Source organism: Burkholderia sp. JKS000303 (assembly GCF_002563755.1).
In the GTDB taxonomy this organism is placed as follows: Bacteria; Pseudomonadota; Gammaproteobacteria; order Burkholderiales; family Burkholderiaceae; genus Burkholderia; species Burkholderia anthina_B.
Map to the genome: position 1 here is coordinate 1,538,140 of NZ_PDBZ01000001.1, position 21,939 is coordinate 1,560,078.

26 protein-coding genes are annotated in these 21,939 nt (G+C 67.8%); 23 read left to right on the forward strand and 3 right to left on the reverse strand.

The window, feature by feature from the left end; genetic code table 11:
* Window positions 1–2 precede the first annotated feature (2 nt).
* From gspK to BX604_RS07390, 4 genes are read left to right on the forward strand one after another with little or no spacing between them, the layout of a single operon-like run.
* Window positions 3–1,127, forward strand: a complete 1,125-nt coding sequence (gene gspK / locus BX604_RS07375) for a type II secretion system minor pseudopilin GspK (protein WP_098552740.1) — start codon at window positions 3–5, stop codon at window positions 1,125–1,127.
* Window positions 1,128–1,151: 24 nt separating this feature from the next.
* A complete protein-coding gene (gene gspL / locus BX604_RS07380) occupies window positions 1,152–2,525 on the forward strand; it encodes a type II secretion system protein GspL (RefSeq protein ID WP_098550183.1) in 1,374 nt (457 codons plus the stop codon).
* Window positions 2,522–3,028: a type II secretion system protein GspM gene (gspM, locus tag BX604_RS07385; protein WP_098552741.1), complete on the forward strand. Its 507-nt coding sequence runs from the start codon at window positions 2,522–2,524 to the stop codon at window positions 3,026–3,028. The genes gspL and gspM overlap by 4 nt, the downstream gene beginning before the upstream one ends.
* Before the next feature lie 31 nt (window positions 3,029–3,059).
* Window positions 3,060–3,848 carry a type II secretion system protein N gene (locus tag BX604_RS07390; protein ID WP_098552743.1) on the forward strand — a complete coding sequence of 263 codons (789 nt, stop codon included), beginning with the start codon at window positions 3,060–3,062 and terminating at the stop codon, window positions 3,846–3,848.
* 36 nt (window positions 3,849–3,884) lie between these two features.
* Here BX604_RS07390 and BX604_RS07395 read toward each other — a convergent pair whose 3' ends face one another.
* Together BX604_RS07395 and BX604_RS07405 are read right to left on the reverse strand one after the other, a co-directional pair.
* A complete protein-coding gene (locus BX604_RS07395) occupies window positions 3,885–5,444 on the reverse strand; it encodes an efflux transporter outer membrane subunit (protein ID WP_098550184.1) in 1,560 nt (519 codons plus the stop codon).
* Between the two features lie 288 nt (window positions 5,445–5,732).
* Window positions 5,733–6,017: a multidrug ABC transporter ATPase gene (locus BX604_RS07405; protein WP_098552744.1), complete on the reverse strand. Its 285-nt coding sequence runs from the start codon at window positions 6,015–6,017 to the stop codon at window positions 5,733–5,735.
* A 176-nt stretch (window positions 6,018–6,193) separates the two neighbouring features.
* Here BX604_RS07405 and BX604_RS07410 point away from each other — a divergent pair, with 176 nt between their 5' ends.
* From BX604_RS07410 to BX604_RS07425, 4 genes are all read left to right on the forward strand, one after another.
* Window positions 6,194–6,682, forward strand: a complete 489-nt coding sequence (locus BX604_RS07410) for a MarR family winged helix-turn-helix transcriptional regulator (RefSeq protein WP_098550185.1) — start codon at window positions 6,194–6,196, stop codon at window positions 6,680–6,682.
* A gap of 179 nt (window positions 6,683–6,861) precedes the next feature.
* Window positions 6,862–8,424, forward strand: coding sequence for a DHA2 family efflux MFS transporter permease subunit (locus BX604_RS07415; RefSeq protein WP_098550186.1), 1,563 nt, complete (start codon window positions 6,862–6,864; stop codon window positions 8,422–8,424).
* A gap of 109 nt (window positions 8,425–8,533) precedes the next feature.
* Window positions 8,534–8,782, forward strand: a complete 249-nt coding sequence (locus tag BX604_RS07420; RefSeq protein ID WP_098550187.1) for a type II toxin-antitoxin system Phd/YefM family antitoxin — start codon at window positions 8,534–8,536, stop codon at window positions 8,780–8,782.
* Window positions 8,779–9,165 carry a type II toxin-antitoxin system VapC family toxin gene (locus tag BX604_RS07425; protein ID WP_098550188.1) on the forward strand — a complete coding sequence of 129 codons (387 nt, stop codon included), beginning with the start codon at window positions 8,779–8,781 and terminating at the stop codon, window positions 9,163–9,165. The genes BX604_RS07420 and BX604_RS07425 overlap by 4 nt, the downstream gene beginning before the upstream one ends.
* A 23-nt stretch (window positions 9,166–9,188) precedes the next feature.
* On the opposite strand, the gene BX604_RS07430 is transcribed toward BX604_RS07425, so the two are convergent.
* Window positions 9,189–10,115 carry a LysR family transcriptional regulator gene (locus tag BX604_RS07430; protein ID WP_098550189.1) on the reverse strand — a complete coding sequence of 309 codons (927 nt, stop codon included), beginning with the start codon at window positions 10,113–10,115 and terminating at the stop codon, window positions 9,189–9,191.
* A 141-nt stretch (window positions 10,116–10,256) separates the two neighbouring features.
* Between BX604_RS07430 and BX604_RS07435 the strand changes: the two genes are divergently transcribed.
* The 15 genes from BX604_RS07435 to BX604_RS07505 all read left to right on the forward strand — a co-directional run bounded on the left by BX604_RS07435 (window position 10,257) and on the right by BX604_RS07505 (window position 21,932).
* The gene (locus BX604_RS07435; RefSeq protein ID WP_098552745.1) at window positions 10,257–10,733 is read left to right on the forward strand and encodes a CidA/LrgA family protein; all 477 of its coding nucleotides are present in this window, start codon (window positions 10,257–10,259) and stop codon (window positions 10,731–10,733) included.
* Window positions 10,734–10,746: 13 nt separating this feature from the next.
* A complete protein-coding gene (locus tag BX604_RS07440; protein ID WP_098550190.1) occupies window positions 10,747–11,469 on the forward strand; it encodes an LrgB family protein in 723 nt (240 codons plus the stop codon).
* Between the two features lie 221 nt (window positions 11,470–11,690).
* A complete protein-coding gene (gene fliL / locus BX604_RS07445) occupies window positions 11,691–12,227 on the forward strand; it encodes a flagellar basal body-associated protein FliL (RefSeq protein ID WP_098550191.1) in 537 nt (178 codons plus the stop codon).
* A 22-nt stretch (window positions 12,228–12,249) separates the two neighbouring features.
* Window positions 12,250–13,248 (forward strand): flagellar motor switch protein FliM, encoded by a 999-nt coding sequence (gene fliM / locus BX604_RS07450; protein WP_098550192.1) that lies wholly within the window; start codon window positions 12,250–12,252, stop codon window positions 13,246–13,248.
* Window positions 13,241–13,711: a flagellar motor switch protein FliN gene (gene fliN, locus BX604_RS07455; RefSeq protein WP_098550193.1), complete on the forward strand. Its 471-nt coding sequence runs from the start codon at window positions 13,241–13,243 to the stop codon at window positions 13,709–13,711. Before fliM ends, fliN begins: the two co-directional genes overlap by 8 nt.
* Window positions 13,708–14,277 carry a flagellar biosynthetic protein FliO gene (gene fliO, locus BX604_RS07460; RefSeq protein ID WP_098550194.1) on the forward strand — a complete coding sequence of 190 codons (570 nt, stop codon included), beginning with the start codon at window positions 13,708–13,710 and terminating at the stop codon, window positions 14,275–14,277. Before fliN ends, fliO begins: the two co-directional genes overlap by 4 nt.
* A gap of 36 nt (window positions 14,278–14,313) precedes the next feature.
* A complete protein-coding gene (gene fliP / locus BX604_RS07465; RefSeq protein ID WP_098550195.1) occupies window positions 14,314–15,075 on the forward strand; it encodes a flagellar type III secretion system pore protein FliP in 762 nt (253 codons plus the stop codon).
* A gap of 19 nt (window positions 15,076–15,094) precedes the next feature.
* Window positions 15,095–15,367, forward strand: coding sequence for a flagellar biosynthesis protein FliQ (gene fliQ, locus BX604_RS07470; RefSeq protein WP_006750427.1), 273 nt, complete (start codon window positions 15,095–15,097; stop codon window positions 15,365–15,367).
* Between the two features lie 28 nt (window positions 15,368–15,395).
* Window positions 15,396–16,178: a flagellar biosynthetic protein FliR gene (gene fliR / locus BX604_RS07475; RefSeq protein WP_098550196.1), complete on the forward strand. Its 783-nt coding sequence runs from the start codon at window positions 15,396–15,398 to the stop codon at window positions 16,176–16,178.
* Between the two features lie 150 nt (window positions 16,179–16,328).
* Window positions 16,329–16,946, forward strand: coding sequence for a hypothetical protein (locus BX604_RS07480; RefSeq protein ID WP_098550197.1), 618 nt, complete (start codon window positions 16,329–16,331; stop codon window positions 16,944–16,946).
* A gap of 5 nt (window positions 16,947–16,951) precedes the next feature.
* On the forward strand, window positions 16,952–17,476 hold the full coding sequence (locus tag BX604_RS07485) for a hypothetical protein (protein ID WP_098550198.1): 525 nt from the start codon (window positions 16,952–16,954) through the stop codon (window positions 17,474–17,476).
* Between the two features lie 184 nt (window positions 17,477–17,660).
* A complete protein-coding gene (locus tag BX604_RS07490; RefSeq protein ID WP_098550199.1) occupies window positions 17,661–18,665 on the forward strand; it encodes an ABC transporter substrate-binding protein in 1,005 nt (334 codons plus the stop codon).
* 121 nt (window positions 18,666–18,786) lie between these two features.
* Window positions 18,787–19,584, forward strand: coding sequence for an ABC transporter ATP-binding protein (locus BX604_RS07495; protein ID WP_098550200.1), 798 nt, complete (start codon window positions 18,787–18,789; stop codon window positions 19,582–19,584).
* Window positions 19,585–19,642: 58 nt separating this feature from the next.
* Window positions 19,643–20,491, forward strand: a complete 849-nt coding sequence (locus tag BX604_RS07500; RefSeq protein WP_175802325.1) for an ABC transporter permease — start codon at window positions 19,643–19,645, stop codon at window positions 20,489–20,491.
* A gap of 73 nt (window positions 20,492–20,564) precedes the next feature.
* Entirely contained in the window at window positions 20,565–21,932 is a 1,368-nt protein-coding gene (locus BX604_RS07505) for a sensor histidine kinase (protein WP_098550202.1), read from the forward strand.
* The last annotated feature ends 7 nt before the right edge of the window (window positions 21,933–21,939 follow it).

Here is a 21,939-nt window from a genome sequence, read left to right on the forward strand (position 1 = left end):
CGATGCGCACGCGCCCTCCCCGTTTCCGGTTCGCTGCCCGTGCCGCCACGCGCGCGCCGGCGCGCGGCCGCCGCGAACGCGGCGCGGCGATCATCACCGCGCTGCTGGTCGTCGCGCTGTCGGCGATCCTCGTGTCGGGCATGCTGTGGCGCCAGCAGGTGCAGATTCGCCGCATCGAGAACCAGCGCGTGCTGGCGCAGGCGCAGTGGGTCGCGCGCGGCGCGCTCGACTGGACGCGGATGATCCTGCGCTCCGAAGGCGACACGGCGCCCGGCATCACCTATCTCGGCGGGATCTGGGCCGTGCCGATCGCGAAGACCAAGCTGTCGGACTTCCTCGGCCGGATCGGCGCGCCCAACGACAGCGGCGGCGAAGACACCTACATCTCCGGATCGATCGAGGACGCGCAGGCGAAGTTCAACCTGCGCAACCTCGTGTCGTCGCCGGCGCCCGGCGTGCTGCAACTCAACGTGATGCAGCTTCAGGCGTTCCAGCGGCTGCTGACGACGCTCGGCTACGACGGCGCACTCGCGAAACGGATCGCGCTGCAGATGCGCGCGGGCCTCATGCATTCGGCAACGCGTTTCCAGACGCCGACGCTGCCCGGCGGCGGGACGGCCGCCACCGCGCCGGTGCCCGGCGGCGACATGACCGGCAACTTCACCGACGACCCGGGAATGTCCGGCGGCGACCGCGGGCCTGCCCCGCTCATGATGACGGGCGTCGACAGCCTGCTCGACGTCGACGGCGTGACGCCCGAGATGGTCGCGCGGCTGCGCCCGTTCGTCACCGTGCTGCCGACCACGACGCCCGTGAACATGAACACCGCGCCGGCCGAGGTGATCGCCGCGCTCGTGCCGGGGATGAGCGTGTCGTCGGCGCAGGCGCTCGTGTCGCGCCGCGAGACCGTGTTTTTCCGCAACGTCGGCGACGTGCAGCTCGCGCTGCGCGGTGCCGGCGCGCCGAACGTGACGATCGACTCGAGCCTCGTCGACGTCAATTCGAGTTACTTCATCGTGCATGGCCGGATCCAGCACGATCGCGCGGAGGTCGATCGCACCTCGCTCGTGTATCGTGATCCGACCACGCACTCGACGCGGGTCGTGCGCATCCGTGACCAGCTATAACGACGCCATTCGGGAGAGGAGCCCTTGAGCACGCTGATTGTTTCTTTGCCGCCGCGCGAGCCGGCCGTGCCGTTGCAGGAATGGCAGTGGCCCGAGCTGCCGTTTACGCTCGTCGACAAGGCCGGCCACGTGCAGCGCGCGGGCCGCGCCGCGCTCACGCTGCTGCCGCGCGCGAACGCAACGGTGCTGATCGTCGCCGCGCGCGACGTGCTGCTGCTGGCCGCGACCGTGCCGCCGCTCAAGGGGCCGAAGCTGCGCCAGGCGTTGCCGAACATCGTCGAGGATCAGCTGATCCAGGATCCGGCCGGCTGCCACATCGCGCTCGATCCGGCGGCACTGCCCGACGGGCGCCGTGTGCTGGCCGTCGTCGACCGTGCGTGGTTCCGCACGATCTGCGACGCATTCACCGCAGCCGGCCACCGGCACCTGAGCGCGGTGCCGGCGACACGCTGCCTGCCGGCGCCGCGCGCCGCAGTGACGGACGCCGCGCCGGACGCGCCGACCGACGGCGAGACCCCGCAAGCCGAGCCGATCGCGGATGCGGGCGAGCCGCCCGCGCGCCCGACCGCGGTAGCCGCGGTGCTGGGCCTCGCGACCGCAGTCGAACCGGTGCTCGTCGAAGCCGGCGCGCAGCCGGCTGCGGCCGGTGCGCCGCGCCTCGAACTCGCGATCGCGCGCGGCGCGCTCGGCGAAGGTTTTGCCGCGCCTGCTGCGCGTGCCAGCGGCACGCTCGCCGCGCTCTCGGGCGGCGGCGACGTCGAGCTGTACGAACTCGGCGAGCCGGGCGCGGAGCCGCGGCTCGCATCGGTCATCCCCAGCGACGGCCCGCTGCTGCCGGGTGCGCAGCCGCTGTCGTTCGACGCATTCGCGCGGCGCGCGCTGAGCGAGCGCCTGGATCTGTGCCAGTTCGAATTCGAATCGCAGCCGTGGCGCTTCGATCGCGCGACGCTGAAGCGCCTGCGCGTGCCGATCGCCCTCGCCGCGGCGACGCTCGGCGTGGCCGTGATCGGGATGAACCTGCACTGGTGGAAGCTGTCGCGCGAACGCGATGCGCTGTCCGCGCAGATCACCGAGACGCTGCTGTCCGCCTTCCCCAAGACGACGACGGTGCTCGATCCGCCCGCGCAGATGCAGCGCCAGCTCGACCAGCTGCGCCTGGCGGCGGGCGAGTTGTCGCCGAACGATTTTCTCGCGCTGTCGAGCGGGCTGTCGCGTTCGATGGGCGCGCTGCCGCTGAACGGGATCGCGTCGCTCGATTATCACGACCGGCGGCTCGACGTCGGCTTCAAGCCGGAGGTCAAGGTGGACCCCGATTTCCCGCAGCGTCTCGCACGCAACGGGCTGGCCGGCGAAGTCGACAGCAGCACCGGCAAATGGACGATCCGGAGCCGCTCATGAACACCGAACAACTGACTCAGACGATCGCGCAGTTCTGGGGCGAGCGCTCGCAGCGCGAGAAGACGCTGCTCGGCTGGGGCGGCACCGTGCTGGTCATCGCGATCGCGTATTCGGTGCTGTGGTCGCCCGCGCAGGAAGGCAGCGCGCGGATCCGCAACACGCTGCCGACGATGCGTCGCGAGCTCGCGGAAATGACCGCGCAGGCCAACGAGGCGAAGTCGCTGACGGCCGCCGCGCAAGGCGTCGCGCCGACCGGGCTAGCGCTGAAGGATGCGCTTGCCGCGTCGCTGTCCGATCACGGGCTGCAGGGCGCGCAGGCGCAGGTCGTCGGCAACGGCGTGCAGATCCAGATGAAGAACGTGCCGTTCCCGGTGTGGACGCAGTGGCTCGACGACGCGCGCCGACAGTTCAAGGTGCAGGTCGGCGAAGCGCACGTGACCGGGCTGAAGGAAGATGGCCAGGTCGACCTGACGGCCGTGATGCAACCCTCGATGCAGAAATGACGCAGTGGACGAAACCAGCAGCAACCGGCCGATGAGGCCGGGGATCAGGCGGCTCGTCGCCGCATTGCCGTGGGTGGTGGCAGGTGGATTCGCGACGGCGGTGACGCTCGTCGCGCTCGCGCCGGCCGCATGGATCACGCCGCAGTTCGCGCGCGCGACCGGCGGGCACGTGAATCTCGTCGATCCGGACGGATCGCTGTGGCATGGCTCGGGCACGCTGATGCTCGCGCCGGGCGCCGACCAGAGTGCGGCCACGCTGCTGCCCGGCCGCGTCGAATGGACAACGCGCTTCTGGCCGCTCCTCACCGGGCGCGTGCAGATGCACATGCGGCAGACCGAGGCGATGCCCGATGCGGTCACGCTCGATGCGACGTGGCGCGGCGCGGTGCTGTCGGCGGGCACGATGGCCGTGCCCGCGTCGCTGCTCGCCGGGCTCGGCACGCCGTTCAACACGCTCGACCTGCAGGGCGACGTGCGGCTCGGCTGGACCGACTGGCGCCTGCTCGGCAACAACGCGTACGGCCAGCTGACGGTGACGATCGATTCGATGAGTTCGCGCGTGTCGCGCGTGAAGCCGCTCGGGTCGTACCGTGCGGTGCTGCAGGCGAAGGGGACGGGCGCCGATCTCGACCTGTCGACGACGCAGGGGCCGCTGTTCCTCGACGGACACGGCAACTTCGGGCCCGGCCAGGGATCGTTCCGCGGCACCGCGCACGCGGCGCTGGAGCAGCAGGCGAACCTCGCCGGGCTGCTGAACCTGCTCGGCCATCCGATCGGCAACAACCAGGTGTCGCTGATCTTCGGCGACGCGATGCGCTGACGCGCGCAGCGGCGTCGCCCCGCTTCGTTTCTACGTCTACTTCTGCGCGAGCGGCACGGTGGCCACCGGTGCGGTTGCGGCCGGCGCCGCTGCACCCGACGCCGGGGTGGGTGCAGCCATGTCGCCCGTTTCGCGCGCCATTTCCGACGTATTCCAGCCGCCGCCGAGCGCCTTCACGAGCCCGACCGACGACACCATCCGCTGGCCGGAGATCGTCGCGAGCTTCTGCTGCGCGGTGAACGCCGTGGTCTGCGCGGTCAGCACGTTCAGGTACGCGACCGTGCCGGCCTTGTACTGGTTCGTGACGATCGCGAGCGAGTGCTCGGCGCTGTCGACGGCCTGCCGCTGCACGTCCACTTCCTGCGCGAGGATGCGCTGCGACGCGAGGTTGTCCTCGACGTCCTGGAACGCGGTGAGCACCGAGAGGCGATACGCGGCGACGTTCTCGTCGTAGGTCGCGCGGGCAGCGTCGGTCTGCGCGGCGCGCAGGCCTGCGTCGAACAGCGTCGCGGCGAGCTGCGGCCCGACCGTCCAGAACCGCGCGGGCAGCGTGAACAGTTGCGACCACACCGAACTCTCGAAGCCCCCGCTCGCCGACAGCGTGAGCGTCGGGAAGAATGCCGAAATCGCGACGCCGATCTGCTCGTTCGCGGAGGCTGCGCGGCGTTCGGCCGCCGCGATGTCGGGCCGGCGCTCGAGCAACGCGGACGGCACGTCGACCGGCGTGATCGGCGGTTCGGCCGTGAGCGGGGCCGGCGGCAGCGAGAACGTGGATGCCGGTTCGCCGATCAGCGTTGCGATCGCATGCTCGTACTGCGCGCGCGCGACGCCGTTGTCGATCGACGCCGCCTGCGCGCTCTGCAGCTGCGTCTGCGCCTGGATCACGTCCGCGCGCGCGGCCACGCCCTGCGCGTACTGGTTCTGCGTGAGCTTCAGCGATTCGCCGTACGACGTCACGGTGTCGTCGAGCAGCTTCTGCAGCGCATCGGACGTGCGCAACTGGAAATAGGTTTGCGCGAGCAGCGCCTGCTGCGACAGCCGCGCGTTCGCGAGATCGGCCGCGGCGGCCGCTTCGCCGGCGCGCTGCGCGCTGACGGTGCGGCTCACCTTGCCCCACAGATCCGGCTCCCAGCTCGCATCGAGGCCGACGCTGTAACTGTTGCTGATCGACGAGCTGCTGCCGAAATTCGACGACGTGCCCGACGACACCGACGTGCGCCCCGAGCGGGAACGCGAGCCCGACGCGGTCAGCCCGACGGTCGGGAAATACGCGGCGCGCGCCTCGGTGACGAGCGCACGGGCCTGCCGGTACGCAGCGGCCGATTGCGCGATGGTCTGGTTCGATGCGTTGAGCTTGTCGATCAGCGTGTCGAGTTGCGGATCGTCGTAGACCGTCCACCACGGGCCGCGGTCGGTGCGGTCGGCGGGTTGCGCGACCTTCCAGCCGGCCGGCGCTTCCTTGTATGCGGCGGGGATCGACGTGTCGGGCCGATGATAGTCGGGCCCGACGGCGCAACCGGCGAGCAGCACGGCCGTCGCAACGGCGACAGCGGCGCTCAGCGGGCGAAGGGCGCGCGGGAGGGGGGCGTACGGCATCGTGGTTTTCCTGTCTGGGCGCGACGGCCAGCGAGCGGCGTCGCGCGATGCGGTCGTTGTGCCGCTGGCGGACAAATGGTAACTGACGGCGGGGTTACTGCGCAGCCCTAAGGGTACGGTGCGCAACGGCACGAATGTGTTACCGGCGCGACTGGCCGGTTTACCGGCCATTACGGATCGCTTGCGGGCGAGGACGGGGGGGGGGCGCGCGGCGGACACGACGACGGGCCGCGCCTGGCGCGGCCGGTGCTCGGTCAGGATGGCGGGAGCGGCGTGAGGCCGGTGGTGTCAGTGGCAGCGCACCGGCACGGGGACGGATTCGGCGACGGACCGCCATGACGACGGCTCCGTGGCCGACGGCTGGCTCGTGCGGCGGGCGGCGCCCTTCGCATTGCGCTGCCGGCGATGATCGAACCACGCGAACCCGAGCGCCGCCAGCGATCCTCCCGGCACCACCAGCATCGTCACGTACAGCGCGATCTTCCAGCCGCGGTGCGGCCCGGAAAACAGATGGTGGGTGGTATCGGTCAGGTTGCGGCGCAGCGCGCCGGCGGCATTTTTCAGGGACAGCATCGCGAACATCCTCGGGGTGCCCGGCAGCGCGGGCGAAGCGGTCAGAACATCGTCTCCGGCAGTGCAACATGCACGTCGTAACTGGTTGACTGAAATAATATTGACTATGCAATCATTTTTCAAGATACTGGGCGCGTTTTGACCTGAAACGCACTGTTGCTGCGCGCGCAAATCGCATGAACGGCGGCCTCTACGATCCCGACACCATCACCTTGGAAACGAGCCTCGGTTATTACCTGACCAAGGCCCGGCAGGCGCTCGTCGAGCGGATGGACCGCGCGCTCGAGCCGTTCGACCTCACCGCGCAGCAGATCGGCGTGATCCTGCTGTTGTCGCGCGGCTATGCGCGCACGCCGTTCGAGCTGTCGCGCAAGATGTCGTACGACAGCGGGTCGATGACGCGGATGCTCGACCGTCTCGAGCGCAAGGGCCTGATCGCACGCTCGCGCAGCGAACACGACCGCCGGATGATCGAGCTGACGCTCACCGAGCGCGGCGCCGACGCGGCCCGCGCGCTGCCGTCGCTGATCGCCACCGCGCTGAACGCGCAACTCGCCGGCTTCTCAGCCGACGAACTCGCGATGCTCACCGGCCTGCTGCAACGCTTTATCGCGAACGGGCCCGGCGACGTCGGCTGCCCTTCCCCCGACGACCCCGATCGCTGAGCGTACGGAGACACGATGTCTAGGTTAAGCATTCGCTTATTTCTCTGTCTGGGCAGAAGATGATGCGGCACGTGGTCTTTCGCTTCCCTGCTACCCTGTTCCATCCGGACGGGCCGCGCGGTATCGCGCGCCCGTGCGTTGTGCCGGCGCGTCGCGCGCGCCGCGTCTAGGAGATTCCGATGTCCGCCACCACGGCATCCGCCGCGCCGCCTGCCGCCGAACCCGCACCGCTCACCGGCGGCGCGCTCGCGCTGCTCACCGTCGGGCTCGCGCTCGGCACCTTCATGGAAGTGCTCGACACGTCGATCGCGAATGTCGCGGTGCCGACCATCTCGGGCAGCCTCGGCGTCGCGACGAGCGAAGGCACGTGGGTGATCTCGTCGTATTCGGTCGCCTCCGCGATCGCGGTGCCGCTCACGGGCTGGCTCGCGCGGCGGGTCGGCGAGGTGCGGCTGTTCACGCTGTCGGTGCTCGCATTCACGATCGCGTCGGCGCTGTGCGGCCTCGCGAACAACTTCGAGACGCTGATCGCGTTCCGGCTGCTGCAGGGGCTCGTGTCGGGCCCGATGGTGCCGCTGTCGCAGACGATCCTGATGCGCAGCTATCCGCCCGCGAAACGCGGGCTCGCGCTCGGGCTATGGGCGATGACGGTGATCGTCGCGCCGATCTTCGGGCCGCTGCTGGGCGGCTGGATCAGCGACAACTACACGTGGCCGTGGATCTTCTACATCAACCTGCCGATCGGCATCTTCTCCGCGACCTGCGCGTACTTCCTGCTGCGCGGCCGCGAGACGAAGACGTCGAAGCAGCGGATCGACGCGATCGGCCTCGCGCTGCTCGTGATCGGCGTGTCGTGCCTGCAGATGATGCTCGACCTCGGCAAGGACCGCGACTGGTTCAACTCGAGCTTCATCGTCGCGCTCGCGCTGATCGCGGTCGTGTCGCTCGCGTTCATGCTCGTGTGGGAGGCAACCGAGAAGGAGCCGGTGGTCGACCTGTCGCTCTTCAAGGACCGCAACTTCGCACTCGGCGCGCTGATCATCTCGTTCGGCTTCATGGCGTTCTTCGGCTCGGTCGTGATCTTCCCGCTGTGGCTGCAGACGGTGATGGGCTATACGGCCGGCAAGGCCGGCCTCGCGACCGCGCCGGTCGGGCTGCTCGCGCTCGTGCTGTCGCCGCTGATCGGGCGCAACATGCACCGGCTCGACCTGCGGATGGTCGCGAGTTTCGCGTTCATCGTGTTCGCGGGCGTGTCGATCTGGAATTCGACGTTCACGCTCGACGTGCCGTTCAACCACGTGATCCTGCCGCGGCTCGTGCAGGGGATCGGCGTCGCATGCTTCTTCGTGCCGATGACGACGATCACGCTGTCGAGCATCTCGGACGACCGGCTCGCGAGTGCATCGGGGCTGTCGAACTTCCTGCGCACGTTGTCCGGCGCGATCGGCACCGCGGCCAGTTCGACGTTCTGGGAGAACGATGCGATCTACCACCACGCAAGGCTGTCGGAATCGGTGAGCATCTATGCGCAGAACACGACCGACTACCAGGGCGCGCTCGCGCAGCTCGGCATCGTCGGGCAGACGGCCAACGCGCAGCTCAACCAACTCGTTACGCAGCAGGGCTTCATGATGGCCACCAACGACTTCTTCTATCTGTCGGCGGCCATGTTCATCGCGCTCGCGGCGCTCGTGTGGATCACGAAGCCGAAGAAGGGGGCAGGCCCGGCGATGGGGCATTGAACGCGACAGGACTGGCGACGGGTACTTTCGGCCTACGCGCGCGCTTGCGTGGATTACCGGGATGAACTAAGCCAACCATAATAATGAACTTAGTTCAATCGGAGGGCTGATGCATACCTACAACATGCATGACGCGAAAACGAATCTGTCGCGGCTGATCGACGAAGCCGTGCATGCCGGCGAATCGTTCGTGATCGCAAAAGCCGGCAAGCCGCTCGTCAAAGTGGTTCCGATCAATACGCCGGACCCGGTCCGGCCGAGCCGGATCGGTTTCATGAAGGGGCAGATTCGCGTCCCGGACGATTTCGACGCAATGGGGAGCGACGAAATCGGCAAGCTGTTCGAGGGTGACGCATGAAGTTGCTGCTCGACACACACTTGCTTCTTTGGGCGGCAGCCGGCGCAGCCGAGCTGCCCGCCCGCGCCAGCGCGCTCATCGACGATCCCGCGCATACACCGATTTTCGGTGTTGCGAGCCTCTGGGAGATCGTCACCAAGCGTGGATTGGATCGCGACGATTTCCGGATGGACCCAAACGTGCTCCGCCGCAATCTTCTCGATGTCGGCTACGTAGAATTGCCCATCACGAGCGCGCATGCACTAGCGGTCGAACAACTGCCGTCGATCCACCGCGATCCGTTTGACCGTCTCCTGGTCGCCCAGGCGATCTCGGAGGGCGTCACGCTGCTCACGCACGACCAAACGGTCGCGCGCTATCCAGGCCCGATCACACACGTCTGATTGCGCCGGGCATCGGCCTGGCGTCACTCCCTTGCCCGCAACCCGCCAAAGGCGAGATCGTCGCCCGATGCGATCGGCAGCGTCGCGCGCGCGACGTCGAGCCACGCCCGCGCCGCGTGCGACAGGTACCCCTTCTTCAGCCAGCCGAGCGCGATCGCCCACGTGATCTCCGGCTCGACGATCGGCCTGCACGTGAACTGCCGCGTGTCGAGCCGCCGGCAGTACGGCTCCGGCAACAACGCGATGCCGACGCCCGCGTGCACGAGCGCCGCCATGAAATCCCAGTGACCGCTGCGGCTCACGATCGACGGCGTGAAGCCGACCTGCCGGCACGCATCGAGCACCGCGTCGTGCAGCGCGAGGCTTTCCGCATAGAACACGAACGACTCGCGAGCGAGGTCGGCAAGCGGCACGGCCGCGTGATCCTCCCAGCGCGACTCGCGCGGCGCGACGAGCCACAGCGGCGCGCGCACCATCGGCAGCCGGTCGAACGTGCCGGGGTCGACCGGCTCCAGCAGCCCGCCGAGTTCCAGCTCGCCCGACATCAGTGCAGCCTCGATCATCCGCGCGCCCTGCTCGAACAGCTTCAGCTCGATGTTCGGATAGCGCTGCTTGTACGCGGCGATGATCGGCGTGAACAGCGACCCGCCGAGCGGCGGAATGCCGATCGTCAGCTCGCCGCGCCCGAGCGTGCCGAGATCGTTCAGCTCCGACTGCAGCTGCGCCTGCGCGGCGAGCACGTCCTGGCCGCGCTGGAACACGATCCGCCCCGCGTCGGTCAGCACCATCTGCCGGCCGTCGCGCAGCAGCAGCGGCGAGCCGATCTCGTCCTCGAGCGCCTTCACCATCTTGCTGATGGTCGGCTGCGTGACGAACAGCCGGTCGGCCGCCGCGGTGAAGCTCTGCTGACGGACCACCTCGACGAAGTACCGCAGCGCGCGCAATTCCATCGATCACTCCCCAGATTGGTGCGGCAAGCCGCGACTGAATTCCGAATTGGAATGACAAGGATAGAGACAAGTCATTTTATTTATGGTTAGGGGAAACCCTATACTGATGCCATTGACAGAATCATCCGTATGGAGCCCGCCATGAACAAGCCGACCGCCACTGCCGCCGCCCGCCTCGCCGCTTCCGGCAACGTTGCGCACACGGGCCGGATCGTGCTCCAGGCCACCGCGCTCGGCGTGCTGTGGATGGCGGTCGACTGGGCCGTGCGCGCGGTCGGGCTGCCGGTGCCGTCCGGCGTGATCGGCCTCGCGGTGCTGCTTGTGCTGCTGTTCTCGGGCCGCGTCGCACCGGCCTGGGTGAAGGACGGCGCGAACTGGCTGCTGTCCGACATGCTGCTGTTCTTCGTGCCGGCCGCCGTCGCGGCGGTCCAGTATGGCGGCCTGTTCCGCGAGGACGGCTGGCGCATCGCGCTGGTCATGCTCGCTGGCACCGCCTTCGTGATGGTCGCCGTGGCCGTTGCGGTCGACCTCGCCGCGAAGCTCGAACGCCGGCTCGCCGCGCAGCGTGTGTTCGCCGAACGCCGCCGCGCGCGCCTCGCCACCGTGTCTGCCCACTGAGCCGGAGCCTGCGATGTTTGCGCTGCTGTCGAACCTGTCCGCCGATCAGGTGAATACCGCGATCTCCGTCGGCTGCTTCGTGCTGACGGTCGTGCTGTATTTCGCGTCGAAGCGACTCTACGCCTACAAGAAGACGCTGCTGTTCTCGCCGCTCGTGTTCGTGCCGGGCGTACTGGTGCTGCTCGTCGTGGTGACCGGCACCCCGTATTCGGTCTACTTCCGCGACACGCGCTGGCTGATGTGGCTGCTCGGCCCGGCGACGATCGCGTTCGCGGTGCCGATCTACGAGTATCGCGACCTGATCCGCCGCCACTGGCTGTCGCTGTCGGTCGGCGTCGCGGTCGGGATCGGTGCGGGCGTGTGCGGCTCGCTGCTGCTCGCGAAGCTGCTGCACCTGTCGCCCGAACTGCAGCGCTCGCTGATGACGCGCTCGGTTTCGACCCCGTTCGCGCTCGCCGTATCCGACAAGATCCATGCGCCGAAGGACCTCACCGCGCTGTTCGTGATCGCGACCGGCATCTGCGGGATGCTGCTCGGCGAAATCGTGCTCGCGCTGGTGCCGATGCGCACGCGGCTCGCGCGCGGTGCGCTGTTCGGCGCGGCCGCCCACGGCGTGGGCACCGCGAAGGCGCGCGAGATCGGCAGCGAGGAAGGCGTCGTGTCGAGCCTCACGATGATGATCGCGGGTGTCGCGATGGTGCTGATCGCGCCGCTGCTGTCGTTGCTGCCGATCTGACGACGGCCGGGCGGGCGCCGCAGCCTGCCCGGCCCGCCGCTTCCGCTTGCGCTCCCGTTCCCGCTCGCGGCCCGGGCGCCTGCCGGCCGTGCCTCGCTCCACAAGGCCGCTTCCCCGCCGTTGTCGCCCTGCATCGAGCCGACACCCGGCCGACAATCGGCTGAGATAGCCGCAAATCCCCCCTCTTTTCCGCCCATCGCGTCCGGCCCGGATGCCAAACAATGCATGCTACGAGATATCACGCACGCATTCACATGGCCTCCACGACCGCAAACCCGACTGCCGACAAGCCGGCTTCGTCGGGCAAGTTCAAGCGCATCGCGCTCATCGCCGTCATCGCGGTGGGCGCAGCCGCCGCTGCTGCCGCCGGCATGTACGTGTTCATGAGCAAGGCAGGCGTCGGCCATCCGAGCACGCACGCCGAGCCTGCGCCGCTCGCCACGCCGGTGTTCTTCCCGCTCGACCCGCTGACCGTGAACCTGCAGTCGGACGACGGCGTGCAGCACTACCTGCGCGTCGGCCTGTCGCTGAAGCTCACCGACCCGAAAGCGCAGGAGCAACTGACCGCACGGATGCCGGAAATCCGCAGCCGGATCCTGCTCGCGCTGTCGAACAAGCGTCCCGAGGATCTCGCGACGCCGGACGGCAAACGTGAGCTCGCGAAGGAACTGCGGGATCTGATCGGACAACCGACGCAGCCGGGCAACGAGCGCGCGAAGGTCGACGACGTGCTGTTCACCGAATTCGTCGTCCAGTAACGCGGCCGAGAAAGGAGCGCGCATGGGCCACCAGGAGTTCATGTCCCAGGAGGAGGTTGATGCCCTCCTCAAGGGCGTCACGGGCGAAACCGATACAGTCGACGAGCAGCGCGACACGTCGGGCGTCCGCCCCTACGACATCGCCACGCAGGAGCGGATCGTCCGCGGCCGGATGCCCGGCCTCGAGATCATCAACGACCGCTTCGCGCGGCTGTTGCGGATCGGCATCTTCAACTTCATGCGGCGCACGGCGGAAATTTCCGTGAGCCAGGTGAAGGTGCAGAAGTACAGCGAGTTCACCCGCAACCTGCCGATTCCGACGAACCTGAACCTCGTGCACGTGAAGCCGCTGCGCGGCACGTCGCTGTTCGTGTTCGATCCGAACCTCGTGTTCTTCGTCGTCGACAACCTGTTCGGCGGCGACGGGCGTTTTCACACCCGCGTCGAGGGCCGCGATTTCACGGCAACCGAGCAGCGGATCATCGGCAAGCTGCTGAACCTCGTGTTCGAGCAGTACACGAGCGCGTGGAAAAGCGTGCGGCCGCTGCAGTTCGAATTCATGCGCTCGGAGATGCACACGCAGTTCGCGAACGTCGCGACGCCGAACGAGATCGTGATCGTCACGCAGTTCTCGATCGAGTTCGGGCCGACCGGCGGCACGCTGCACATCTGCATGCCGTACTCGATGATCGAGCCGATCCGCGACGTGCTGAGCTCGCCGATCCAGGGCGAGGCGCTCGAAGTCGATCGCCGCTGGGTGCGCGTGCTGTCGCAGCAGGTGCAGGCCGCCGAGGTCGAGCTGAGCGCGGATCTCGCCGAGATCTCGACGAACTTCGAGAAGATCCTGAACCTGCGTACGGGCGACGTGCTGCCGCTTGAAATCGCGGAAACGATCGTCGCGAAGGTCGACGGCGTGCCGGTGATGGAGTGCGGTTACGGCATTTTCAATGGTCAATATGCGTTGCGCGTGCAGAAGATGATCAGCGCGAGCGACACGATGAAGGAAGGTGGATATGAGTGAGCTGAACCAGACGCCCGATCTCGACCCGCAGGCGCTCGCCGACGCGGCACTCGCGGAATCGGCTGCCGCCGCGCAGACAGATCCGGGCATGGACGACTGGGCCGCCGCGCTCGCCGAGCAGAACCAGCAGCCGGTGCAGGCGGGCGCGACGGGCGCCGGCGTGTTCCAGCCGCTGTCGAAGGCCGCGCCGAGCTCGACGCACAACGACATCGAGATGATTCTCGACATCCCGGTCAAGATGACCGTGGAGCTGGGCCGCACGAAGATCGCGATCCGCAACCTGCTGCAGCTCGCGCAGGGTTCGGTCGTCGAACTCGACGGCCTCGCCGGCGAGCCGATGGACGTGCTCGTGAACGGCTGCCTGATCGCGCAGGGCGAAGTGGTCGTCGTCAACGACAAGTTCGGCATCCGGCTGACCGACATCATCACGCCGGCCGAACGCATCCGGAAGCTGAATCGATGACAGCGGTGAAGCCCGGCCGCCGCGTGTCCGGCGCGATCGCAGCGGCGGCCGTGGCCGTCGCCGCGTCGCTCGCCTGCGCGCCGGCCGGCGCCGCCGACATGAACGCGGTGAACCACGCCGGCGCGATCGCGTCGAGCGTGATCGTCGGTTCGGCCGCACCGTCGCTCGGTGTCGGCGCGGTACTGCAGACGCTCGTCGGGCTCGCGGTCGTAATCGGCCTCGTGTTCGGCTGCGCGTGGCTCGCGCGCCGCTTCGGGTTCCAGCCCGCACGGCGCGGCGGCCCGCTGAAGGTCGTGTCGAGCGTCGGGCTCGGCGCGAAGGAAAGCGCGACGATCGTCGAGATCGGCGACACCTGGCTCGTGCTCGGCGTCGCGCCGGGCAACGTGCGGTTGCTGCATACGCTGCCGGCCGGCTCGGCGGCGGTGACGACGGCGTCCGCCGCGACCGATGCCCCCGCCGGGGCCGCAGCGGCCGACCGCGGGCTGCCCGGCACGTTCGGCGCGCGCTTTCGCGACGCGCTCGCGGGCGAAGCCGCGAAGCGTCTCGGGCGCGGCAAGGACCGCTGACATGCCACCGTGCCCTCTTTCCGTTCCTGCCTTTCGATGAAACACGAATTCCTGCGTCGCGCGGCGCGCTTCGCGCCCGTGCTGATCCTCGGCCTCGCCCCCGTGCTCGCGTGCGCGCAGGCGGCCGGCCTGCCCGCGTTCAACACGAGCCCGGGCCCGAACGGCGGCACCACCTATTCGCTGAGCGTGCAGACGATGCTGCTGCTCACGATGCTGTCGTTCCTGCCGGCGATGCTGCTGATGATGACGAGCTTCACGCGCATCATCATCGTGCTGTCGCTGCTGCGCCAGGCGCTCGGCACCGCGACGACCCCGCCGAACCAGGTGCTGGTCGGCCTCGCGATGTTCCTCACCTTCTTCGTGATGTCGCCGGTGCTCGACAAGGCTTATACCGACGGCTACAAGCCGTTCTCCGACGGCACGCTGCCGATGGAGCAGGCCGTGCAGCGCGGCGTCGCGCCATTCAAGACCTTCATGCTGAAGCAGACCCGCGAGACCGATCTCGCGCTGTTCGCGAAGATCTCGAAGGCCGCGCCGATGCAGGGCCCGGAAGACGTGCCGCTGTCGCTGCTGGTGCCCGCGTTCGTCACGAGCGAACTCAAGACCGGATTCCAGATCGGCTTCACGATCTTCATCCCGTTCCTGATCATCGACATGGTCGTCGCGAGCGTGCTGATGTCGATGGGGATGATGATGGTGTCGCCGTCCACCGTGTCGCTGCCGTTCAAGCTGATGCTGTTCGTGCTGGTCGACGGCTGGCAGCTGCTGATCAGCTCGCTCGCGCAGAGTTTCATGTGAACGGCGGAGGAATTGCGCGATGACACCCGAACAAGTGATGACGCTGGCGCACCAGGCAATGATGGTCGGCCTGCTGCTCGCCGCGCCGCTGCTGCTGGTCGCGCTCGCGGTCGGCCTCGTCGTGAGCCTGTTCCAGGCCGCGACGCAGATCAACGAATCGACGCTGTCGTTCATTCCGAAGCTGCTCGCGGTGGCCGCGACGCTCGTGATCGCGGGCCCGTGGATGCTGACGACGATGCTCGACTACCTGCGGCAGACGCTGCTGCACGTCGCGACGCTCGGCGCCGGCTGACCGGCGCGCCAGGCCCGGTTCCACCGCGATGTTCTCCGTTACCTACGCGCAGCTCAACGGCTGGCTGACCGCTTTCCTGTGGCCGTTCGTGCGGATCCTCGCCCTCGTCGCGACGGCCCCCGTCGTCGGTCACGCGTCGGTGCCGGTGCGCGTGAAGATCGGCGTGGCCGCGTTCATGGCGCTGGTCGTCGCGCCGACGCTCGGCGCGATGCCGGGCGTCACCGTGTTCTCCGCGCAGGGCATCTGGATCATCGTCACGCAGTTCCTGATCGGTGCGGCGATGGGCTTCACGATGCAGATCGTGTTCGCGGCCGTCGAGGCGGCCGGCGACTTCATCGGGCTGTCGATGGGGCTCGGCTTCGCGACCTTCTTCGACCCGCATTCGAACGGCGCGACGCCGGTGATGGGCCGGTTCCTGAACGCGATCGCGATGCTCGCGTTCCTCGCGGTGGACGGCCACCTTCAGGTGTTCGCGGCGCTCGCCGCGTCGTTCCAGTCGCTGCCGGTGTCGGCCGACCTGCTGCACGCGCCCGGCTGGCACACGCTCACCGCCTTCGGTGCGACCGTGTTCGAGATGGGGCTGCTGCTCGCGCTGCCGGTGGTCGCGGCGCTCCTGATCGCGAACCTCGCGCTCGGGATCCTGAATCGCGCGGCGCCGCAGATCGGCATCTTCCAGATCGGCTTTCCGGTCACGATGCTGGTCGGACTGTTGCTCGTGCAACTGATGATCCCGAACCTCGTGCCGTTCGTGTCGCACCTGTTCGACATGGGGCTCGACGCGATGGGGCGGGTGTTGCTGGGGTGGCGCTGACGCTGACGCGGCAATACGCGTCGAGCGCGCCAGGGTTTTCGCGCTGCGTCTTCGTTTTTCGAACGTGTCTGATTGCTTTGGGCGTTCGCGAAAAATACGCTGGCGGGCCCATCCAACGGAACGAGCCACGTCGAGGGCCGATCATCCAACATGCTCTACACGGGTACAGAAGCGGCACACGTATGGCGTGGTCGCGCGCCAGTATCTTCAGCTTGGTTCGAAATTCGGCCATCGAATCTGCCAATTCATGCGGAGCCGCTGTTTGACAGTCGATTGGACGCCATCATCGGATACCGTATGGAAACCGGTGGCGTCGCATGTATTTACGATCTCGACGGCACCTGCATTTCGGTCACCGAGAAGCCGTTGGAAGCGCCGCTCATCGATCCGGTCGATGCGATTTTCGTTGTCGGAGCCGTGTGGCGATCGGGTGCCCGCGCGATGGCGAAGATCGGTGGGTATGGTATTCACGCGATCATCGGTCGATCTGCATTATCGGGCCTCAGAACTCGCTTCGCTGCGGCGTCGAGCAAGCAACTGCGCTTTGCCGCCATTCCGCTCGCGCATATGCAAGAACCCTGGCGCTTCGTGCCGGTTCACATTCTTCGACTGGCCATTCGTCATGGCAAACGCATGCCGGATCCCAAAGGACACCGTGGCATCTTCCAGTACACTGCACCGATGACGCACCGAGGCGTTCGTTATCAGCTCGATGTCGTCGTTCGCGAAAGCGATTACACGGTGCTGCATTTCGTCTACAAGCGTTAGCCAATATGACCGGGATCATCGTTCGTGCTGCACCGCTCGCTGCGCCGGCGACCGCCCACATGCGCTGGGACGAGGACAGCTTCACGCTCTCCTGCGACATTCGCCATCCGCCGGACGATCGAACGGCACGACCAGCCGTTCTGCGCGATCGACTTGACGACCAGTTTGGCGTGCAGCCCGAAACCCGTCACGTCATCACCGCCGGTAGCTTGACGCTCACGCTCGACGGCGCGGGCCGCTTGTGTTCGTTCGACTTCTATACCAACACCGATCACTGGCAAAAGGCCGATCCGCCGCCGCCCATTCCGGTTTCGCCGCATCCGCCGAGCTTCAGCGCGGCGTTTGACGCGCTCGGTCGTGCGAGCGTCAGCGAACCGGCACTCGCCTATGACAACGCGGTACGCTGCCTCTCCCTGATCTGGCAAGACGGTGCGTCGATCAGATACGCGATCGCACCGAATCTGTCGGTTGTCGCCACGCCGGACGGAAATCTGGCTCGCATCGACCTCGGCGGCATCGCACCGTTTTAACAAGCCGGTCGCACATGGCGAAGCCTTTCGCTTCCCGCACCGGCCCGCCGCACGCATATTGCTGGAAAACCCCTAAAGGAATCGCTACCCCGCGAAAGGTAGCGGAAGGTTTCGTCTACCTATACTCGGTGATGACGATGCAGCAAGCATCGCGCCATACGATTACAACGAAGGAGACGACCCGATGCGACCCATCCTGCGCACCCTCGCCGTGGCAGCCAGCCTGAGCTGCGCGCTCGCCGCTCACCCCGCTTTCGCCGACGACGGCGGCAAGATCACGATCATGGTCGGCGGGATCGCGAAGCTGATCTACCTGCCCGCGCGGCTCACGCAGGAGCTCGGCTACTTCAAGGCCGAAGGGCTCGACGTCGAACTGCTGTCGCAGCCGGCCGGCGTCGACGCCGAGAACGAGCTGCTGGCGGGCGCCGTGCAGGGCGTCGTCGGCTTCTACGACCACACGATCGACCTGCAGAGCAAGGGCAAGGACGTGAAGGCGATCGCCGTGTTCGGCCAGGTGCCCGGCGAAGTCGAGATGGTGTCGACCAAGGCCGCGCCGACCTTCAAGTCGATGGCCGACGCGAAGGGCAAGACGCTCGGCGTGACGGGCCTCGGCTCGTCGACCAGCTTCCTCACGCAATACCTCGCGCTGCAGCATGGCGTGCCGTCGACGCAGTACACGATGCTGCCGGTCGGCGCCGACGCGAGCTTCATCGCCGCGATCAAGCAGGGCCGCATCGACGCCGGGATGACGACCGAGCCGACCGTGTCTGCGCTCGAGAAGATGGGCGACGCGAAGGTGCTGGTCGACATGCGCACCGTCGACGGCACGCGCGCCGCGCTCGGCGGCACCTATCCGGCCGCGAGCCTGTATGTGCAGTCGGCGTGGGCCGATTCGCACAAGGCCGAAGCCACCAAGCTCGCGCACGCGTTCGCGAAGACGATGCAGTTCATCCACACGCACAGCGCCGAGGAAATCGCCGCGAAGATGCCGGCCGACTACCAGAAGGACAAGGCGCTGTACGTGACCGCGCTGAAGGCATCGCTGCCGATGTATACCGCCGACGCGAAGATGCCGGCGGACGGCCCGGCGACCGTGCTGAAGGTGCTGTCGGCGTTCAACCCGTCGGTGAAGGGCAAGCACATCGACCTGGCGCGCACCTACACCAACGATTTCGTGAACGCGAAGTAATCGACCTCGGTACCGGCGCCGGCGGCGGCGATCCCGCCGCCGTGCGCGCCCCGTTCCGGCCCGGCTGACCGGCCCGGCGTCGCCACGATGCGGCGCCCTCTTCACCCGCAGGACGAATGCGATGAACCAGGCAGTCTCCCCGAGCACACCGGCGATCGAGTTTCGCAACGTGTCGTGCCGCTTCATTTCGCCGGAAGGCAAGGCCACCGTCGCGCTGCGCGACTTCAGCATGAGCGTCGCGCGCGGCGAGTTCATCGCGATCGTCGGGCCGACCGGCTGCGGCAAGTCGACCACGCTGAACATGATCACCGGCCTGCTCAAGCCGGTGTCCGGCGAGGTGCGCGTGATGGGCCGCCCGGTCGACGGGATCGACCCGCGCATCGGCTTCGTGTTCCAGGCCGACGCCGTGTTCCCGTGGCGCAACGTGATCGACAACGTCGCGGCAGGCCCGCTGTTTCGCGGCCGCTCGAAGGACGTCGCGTATGCGCAGGCCGAGGAATGGATCCGCAAGGTCGGCCTCGACAAGTTCACGAAGCACTACCCGCACCAGCTCTCCGGCGGGATGCGCAAGCGCGTCGCGCTCGCGCAGACCTTCATCAACCAGCCGGAAATCCTGCTGATGGACGAGCCGTTCTCCGCGCTCGACATGCAGACGCGCACGCTGATGCAGGACGAACTGCTGCAGCTGTGGTCCGCGAACAAGGGTTCCGTCGTGTTCGTCACGCACGATCTCGAGGAGGCGATCGCGCTCGCCGACCGCGTGTTCGTGCTGACCGCGCGCCCCGCGACGCTCAAGCGCGTGTACGAGATCGACCTGCCGCGCCCGCGCGTCATGTCGGAAGTGCGCTACGACGCGCGCTTCATCGAGATTTCCAAGGACATCTGGCACGACCTGCGCGAAGAAGTGCAGATCGGCTGACGCATACGCCCTACGGCAAGCCATAGCAAGAGACAGCAAGGACAGGAGCATGACCGACATGACGCTTCCCACTACCGCCCTTCCGGCGACCACGCTCGAGGACGACGAGCGCGTCGCGCAACGCCGGCTGCGCCGCCGGCGCAACCTGATCGTCGGGCTGCGGATCGCAGTGCTCGTCGTCGTGCTGGGCGGGTGGGAACTCGCCGCGCGGCTGAAGTGGATCGATCCGTTCTTCTTCTCGATGCCGTCGCTGATCTTCGACCAGATCCAGGACTGGTTCGTGAACGGCACGTCGCAGGGCCCGCTGCTCACGCAGGTGTGGGTCACGCTCGAGGAAACCGCGATCGGCTTCCTGATCGGCTCGGTCGCCGGCGTGATCTGCGGGATCGTGCTCGGCCGCAACAAGCTGATGGCCGACGTGTTCGGCCTGTACATCCAGATCGCGAACTCGATTCCGCGCGTCGTGCTCGGCTCGATCTTCGTGATCGCGCTCGGCCTCGGGATGGCGTCGAAGATCGCGCTGGCCGTCGTGATGGTGTTCTTCGTCGTGTTCGGCAACGCGTTCCAGGGCGTGCGCGAAGCCGACCGCTACCTGATCGCGAACGCGCAGATCCTCGGCGCGTCGCGCCGGCAGATCACCACGGCCGTCGTGATCCCGTCCGCGCTGAGCTGGATTCTCGCCAGCCTGCACGTGAGCTTCGGCTTCGCGCTGGTCGGTGCGGTGGTCGGCGAATTTCTGGGTTCCAAGCAGGGCATCGGCCTGCTAATCTCCACCGCCCAGGGCGCGTTCAACGCGAGCGGCGTGTTCGCGGCGATGATCGTGCTGGCCGTGGTCGCGCTGGCCGCGGACTATCTGCTGACCTGGATCGAGAAGCGCTTGCTGAAGTGGCGTCCCGCCGCGTTCTGAGCACCGCCCGCATCACATGACACGCCCGAACCGCGCCGGCCGCCCCGGCGCGGTTCGGCATTGAGGAGAAGGCATGGCGCACAGCCTGCGCGGGCGGCTTCTGTGGTGGCTGCTGCTGCCGCTCGCGGCTTTCGTGCTGATCGCGGGCGCGATGTCGTACGACACCGCGCGGCGCACCGCCGGGCTCGTGCAGGACAGCGCGCTCGTCGCATCCGCGCGCACCATCGGCGAGGACGTCGAATGGCGCAACGGGCTGCCGGTCGCCGACGTGCCGCCGGCCGCGCTGGAGATCTTCGAGTCGCCGTCGCGCGATTCGGTGTTCTACAAGGTGATCGACGGCCACGACCGGCTGCTCGCGGGCAACCCGGCGCTCGAGGTGTCCGAACGGCATGGCTTCGAGCCGACGCTGTACGACACGTCGCTCGACGGTGTGCCGCTGCGCGCCGCGGCGTACGATCGGCAGCTGTACGATGAAGGACAGATCGAAACGGTGACGGTGGTGGTCGCGAAGACGACGCGTTCGCACGATGCGATGGTCGCGACGATCTGGCGCCCGCAGCTCGTGCGGCTGTCGCTGATGCTGGTGCTCGCGGTGGTGCTCGTCTATCTGGGCCTCACGCTCGAGCTGCGACCGCTGATGAAGCTGAAGGACGACGTCGCCGATCGCGGGCCGATGGAGCTCGAGCCGATCCGCCCCGAGCGGCTGCAGCACGAGTTGCGGCCGATCGTCGACGCGATCAACCAGTGCATCGCGCGGCTCAATACGCACACGGCCACGCAGCGCCGCTTCATCGCGGACGCCGCGCACCAGTTGCGCACGCCGATCGCGGTGCTCGACACGCAGATCCAGTACGCGCAACAGCGCGAGCGCGACGATCCGGAGCTTGCGTCGGTGCTCGACAGCATGCAGCGCAGCAGCCGCAAGATGGCCGACGTGACCGACAAGCTGCTGCTGCTCGCGCATGCGGAAGCGACGCCGTCGACGCTGCTCACCCATCGCGTCGATCTCGCAGCCGTGGTGTCGAGCGTGCTGGAGGAGACGATCGTGCTCGCGCAGCGGCGCGACATCGATCTCGGCGCGGATCTCGGCGAGCGGCTCGACGTCGCGGGCAGCGACAGCCTGCTGACCGCGCTGGTGATGAACCTCGTCGACAATGCGGTGCGTTACACGCAGCCGGGCGGCAGTGTGACGGTCGCCGCGCAACGTCACGGCGACGCGATCGTGATCGACGTGATCGACAACGGCCCGGGCATTCCGGCCGAAGCGCGGCCGCACGTGTTCAAGCGCTTCTACCGCGTGTCGGCCGACACCGAAGGTTCGGGCCTGGGCCTCGCGATCGTGCGCGAGATTGCGCAGGCGCACGGCGGCAGCGCGTCGCTCGCGCCGGGGCCGGGCAATCGCGGCGTCGTCGTGACCGTGCGGCTGCCCGCCTATGATTGAGAACGTG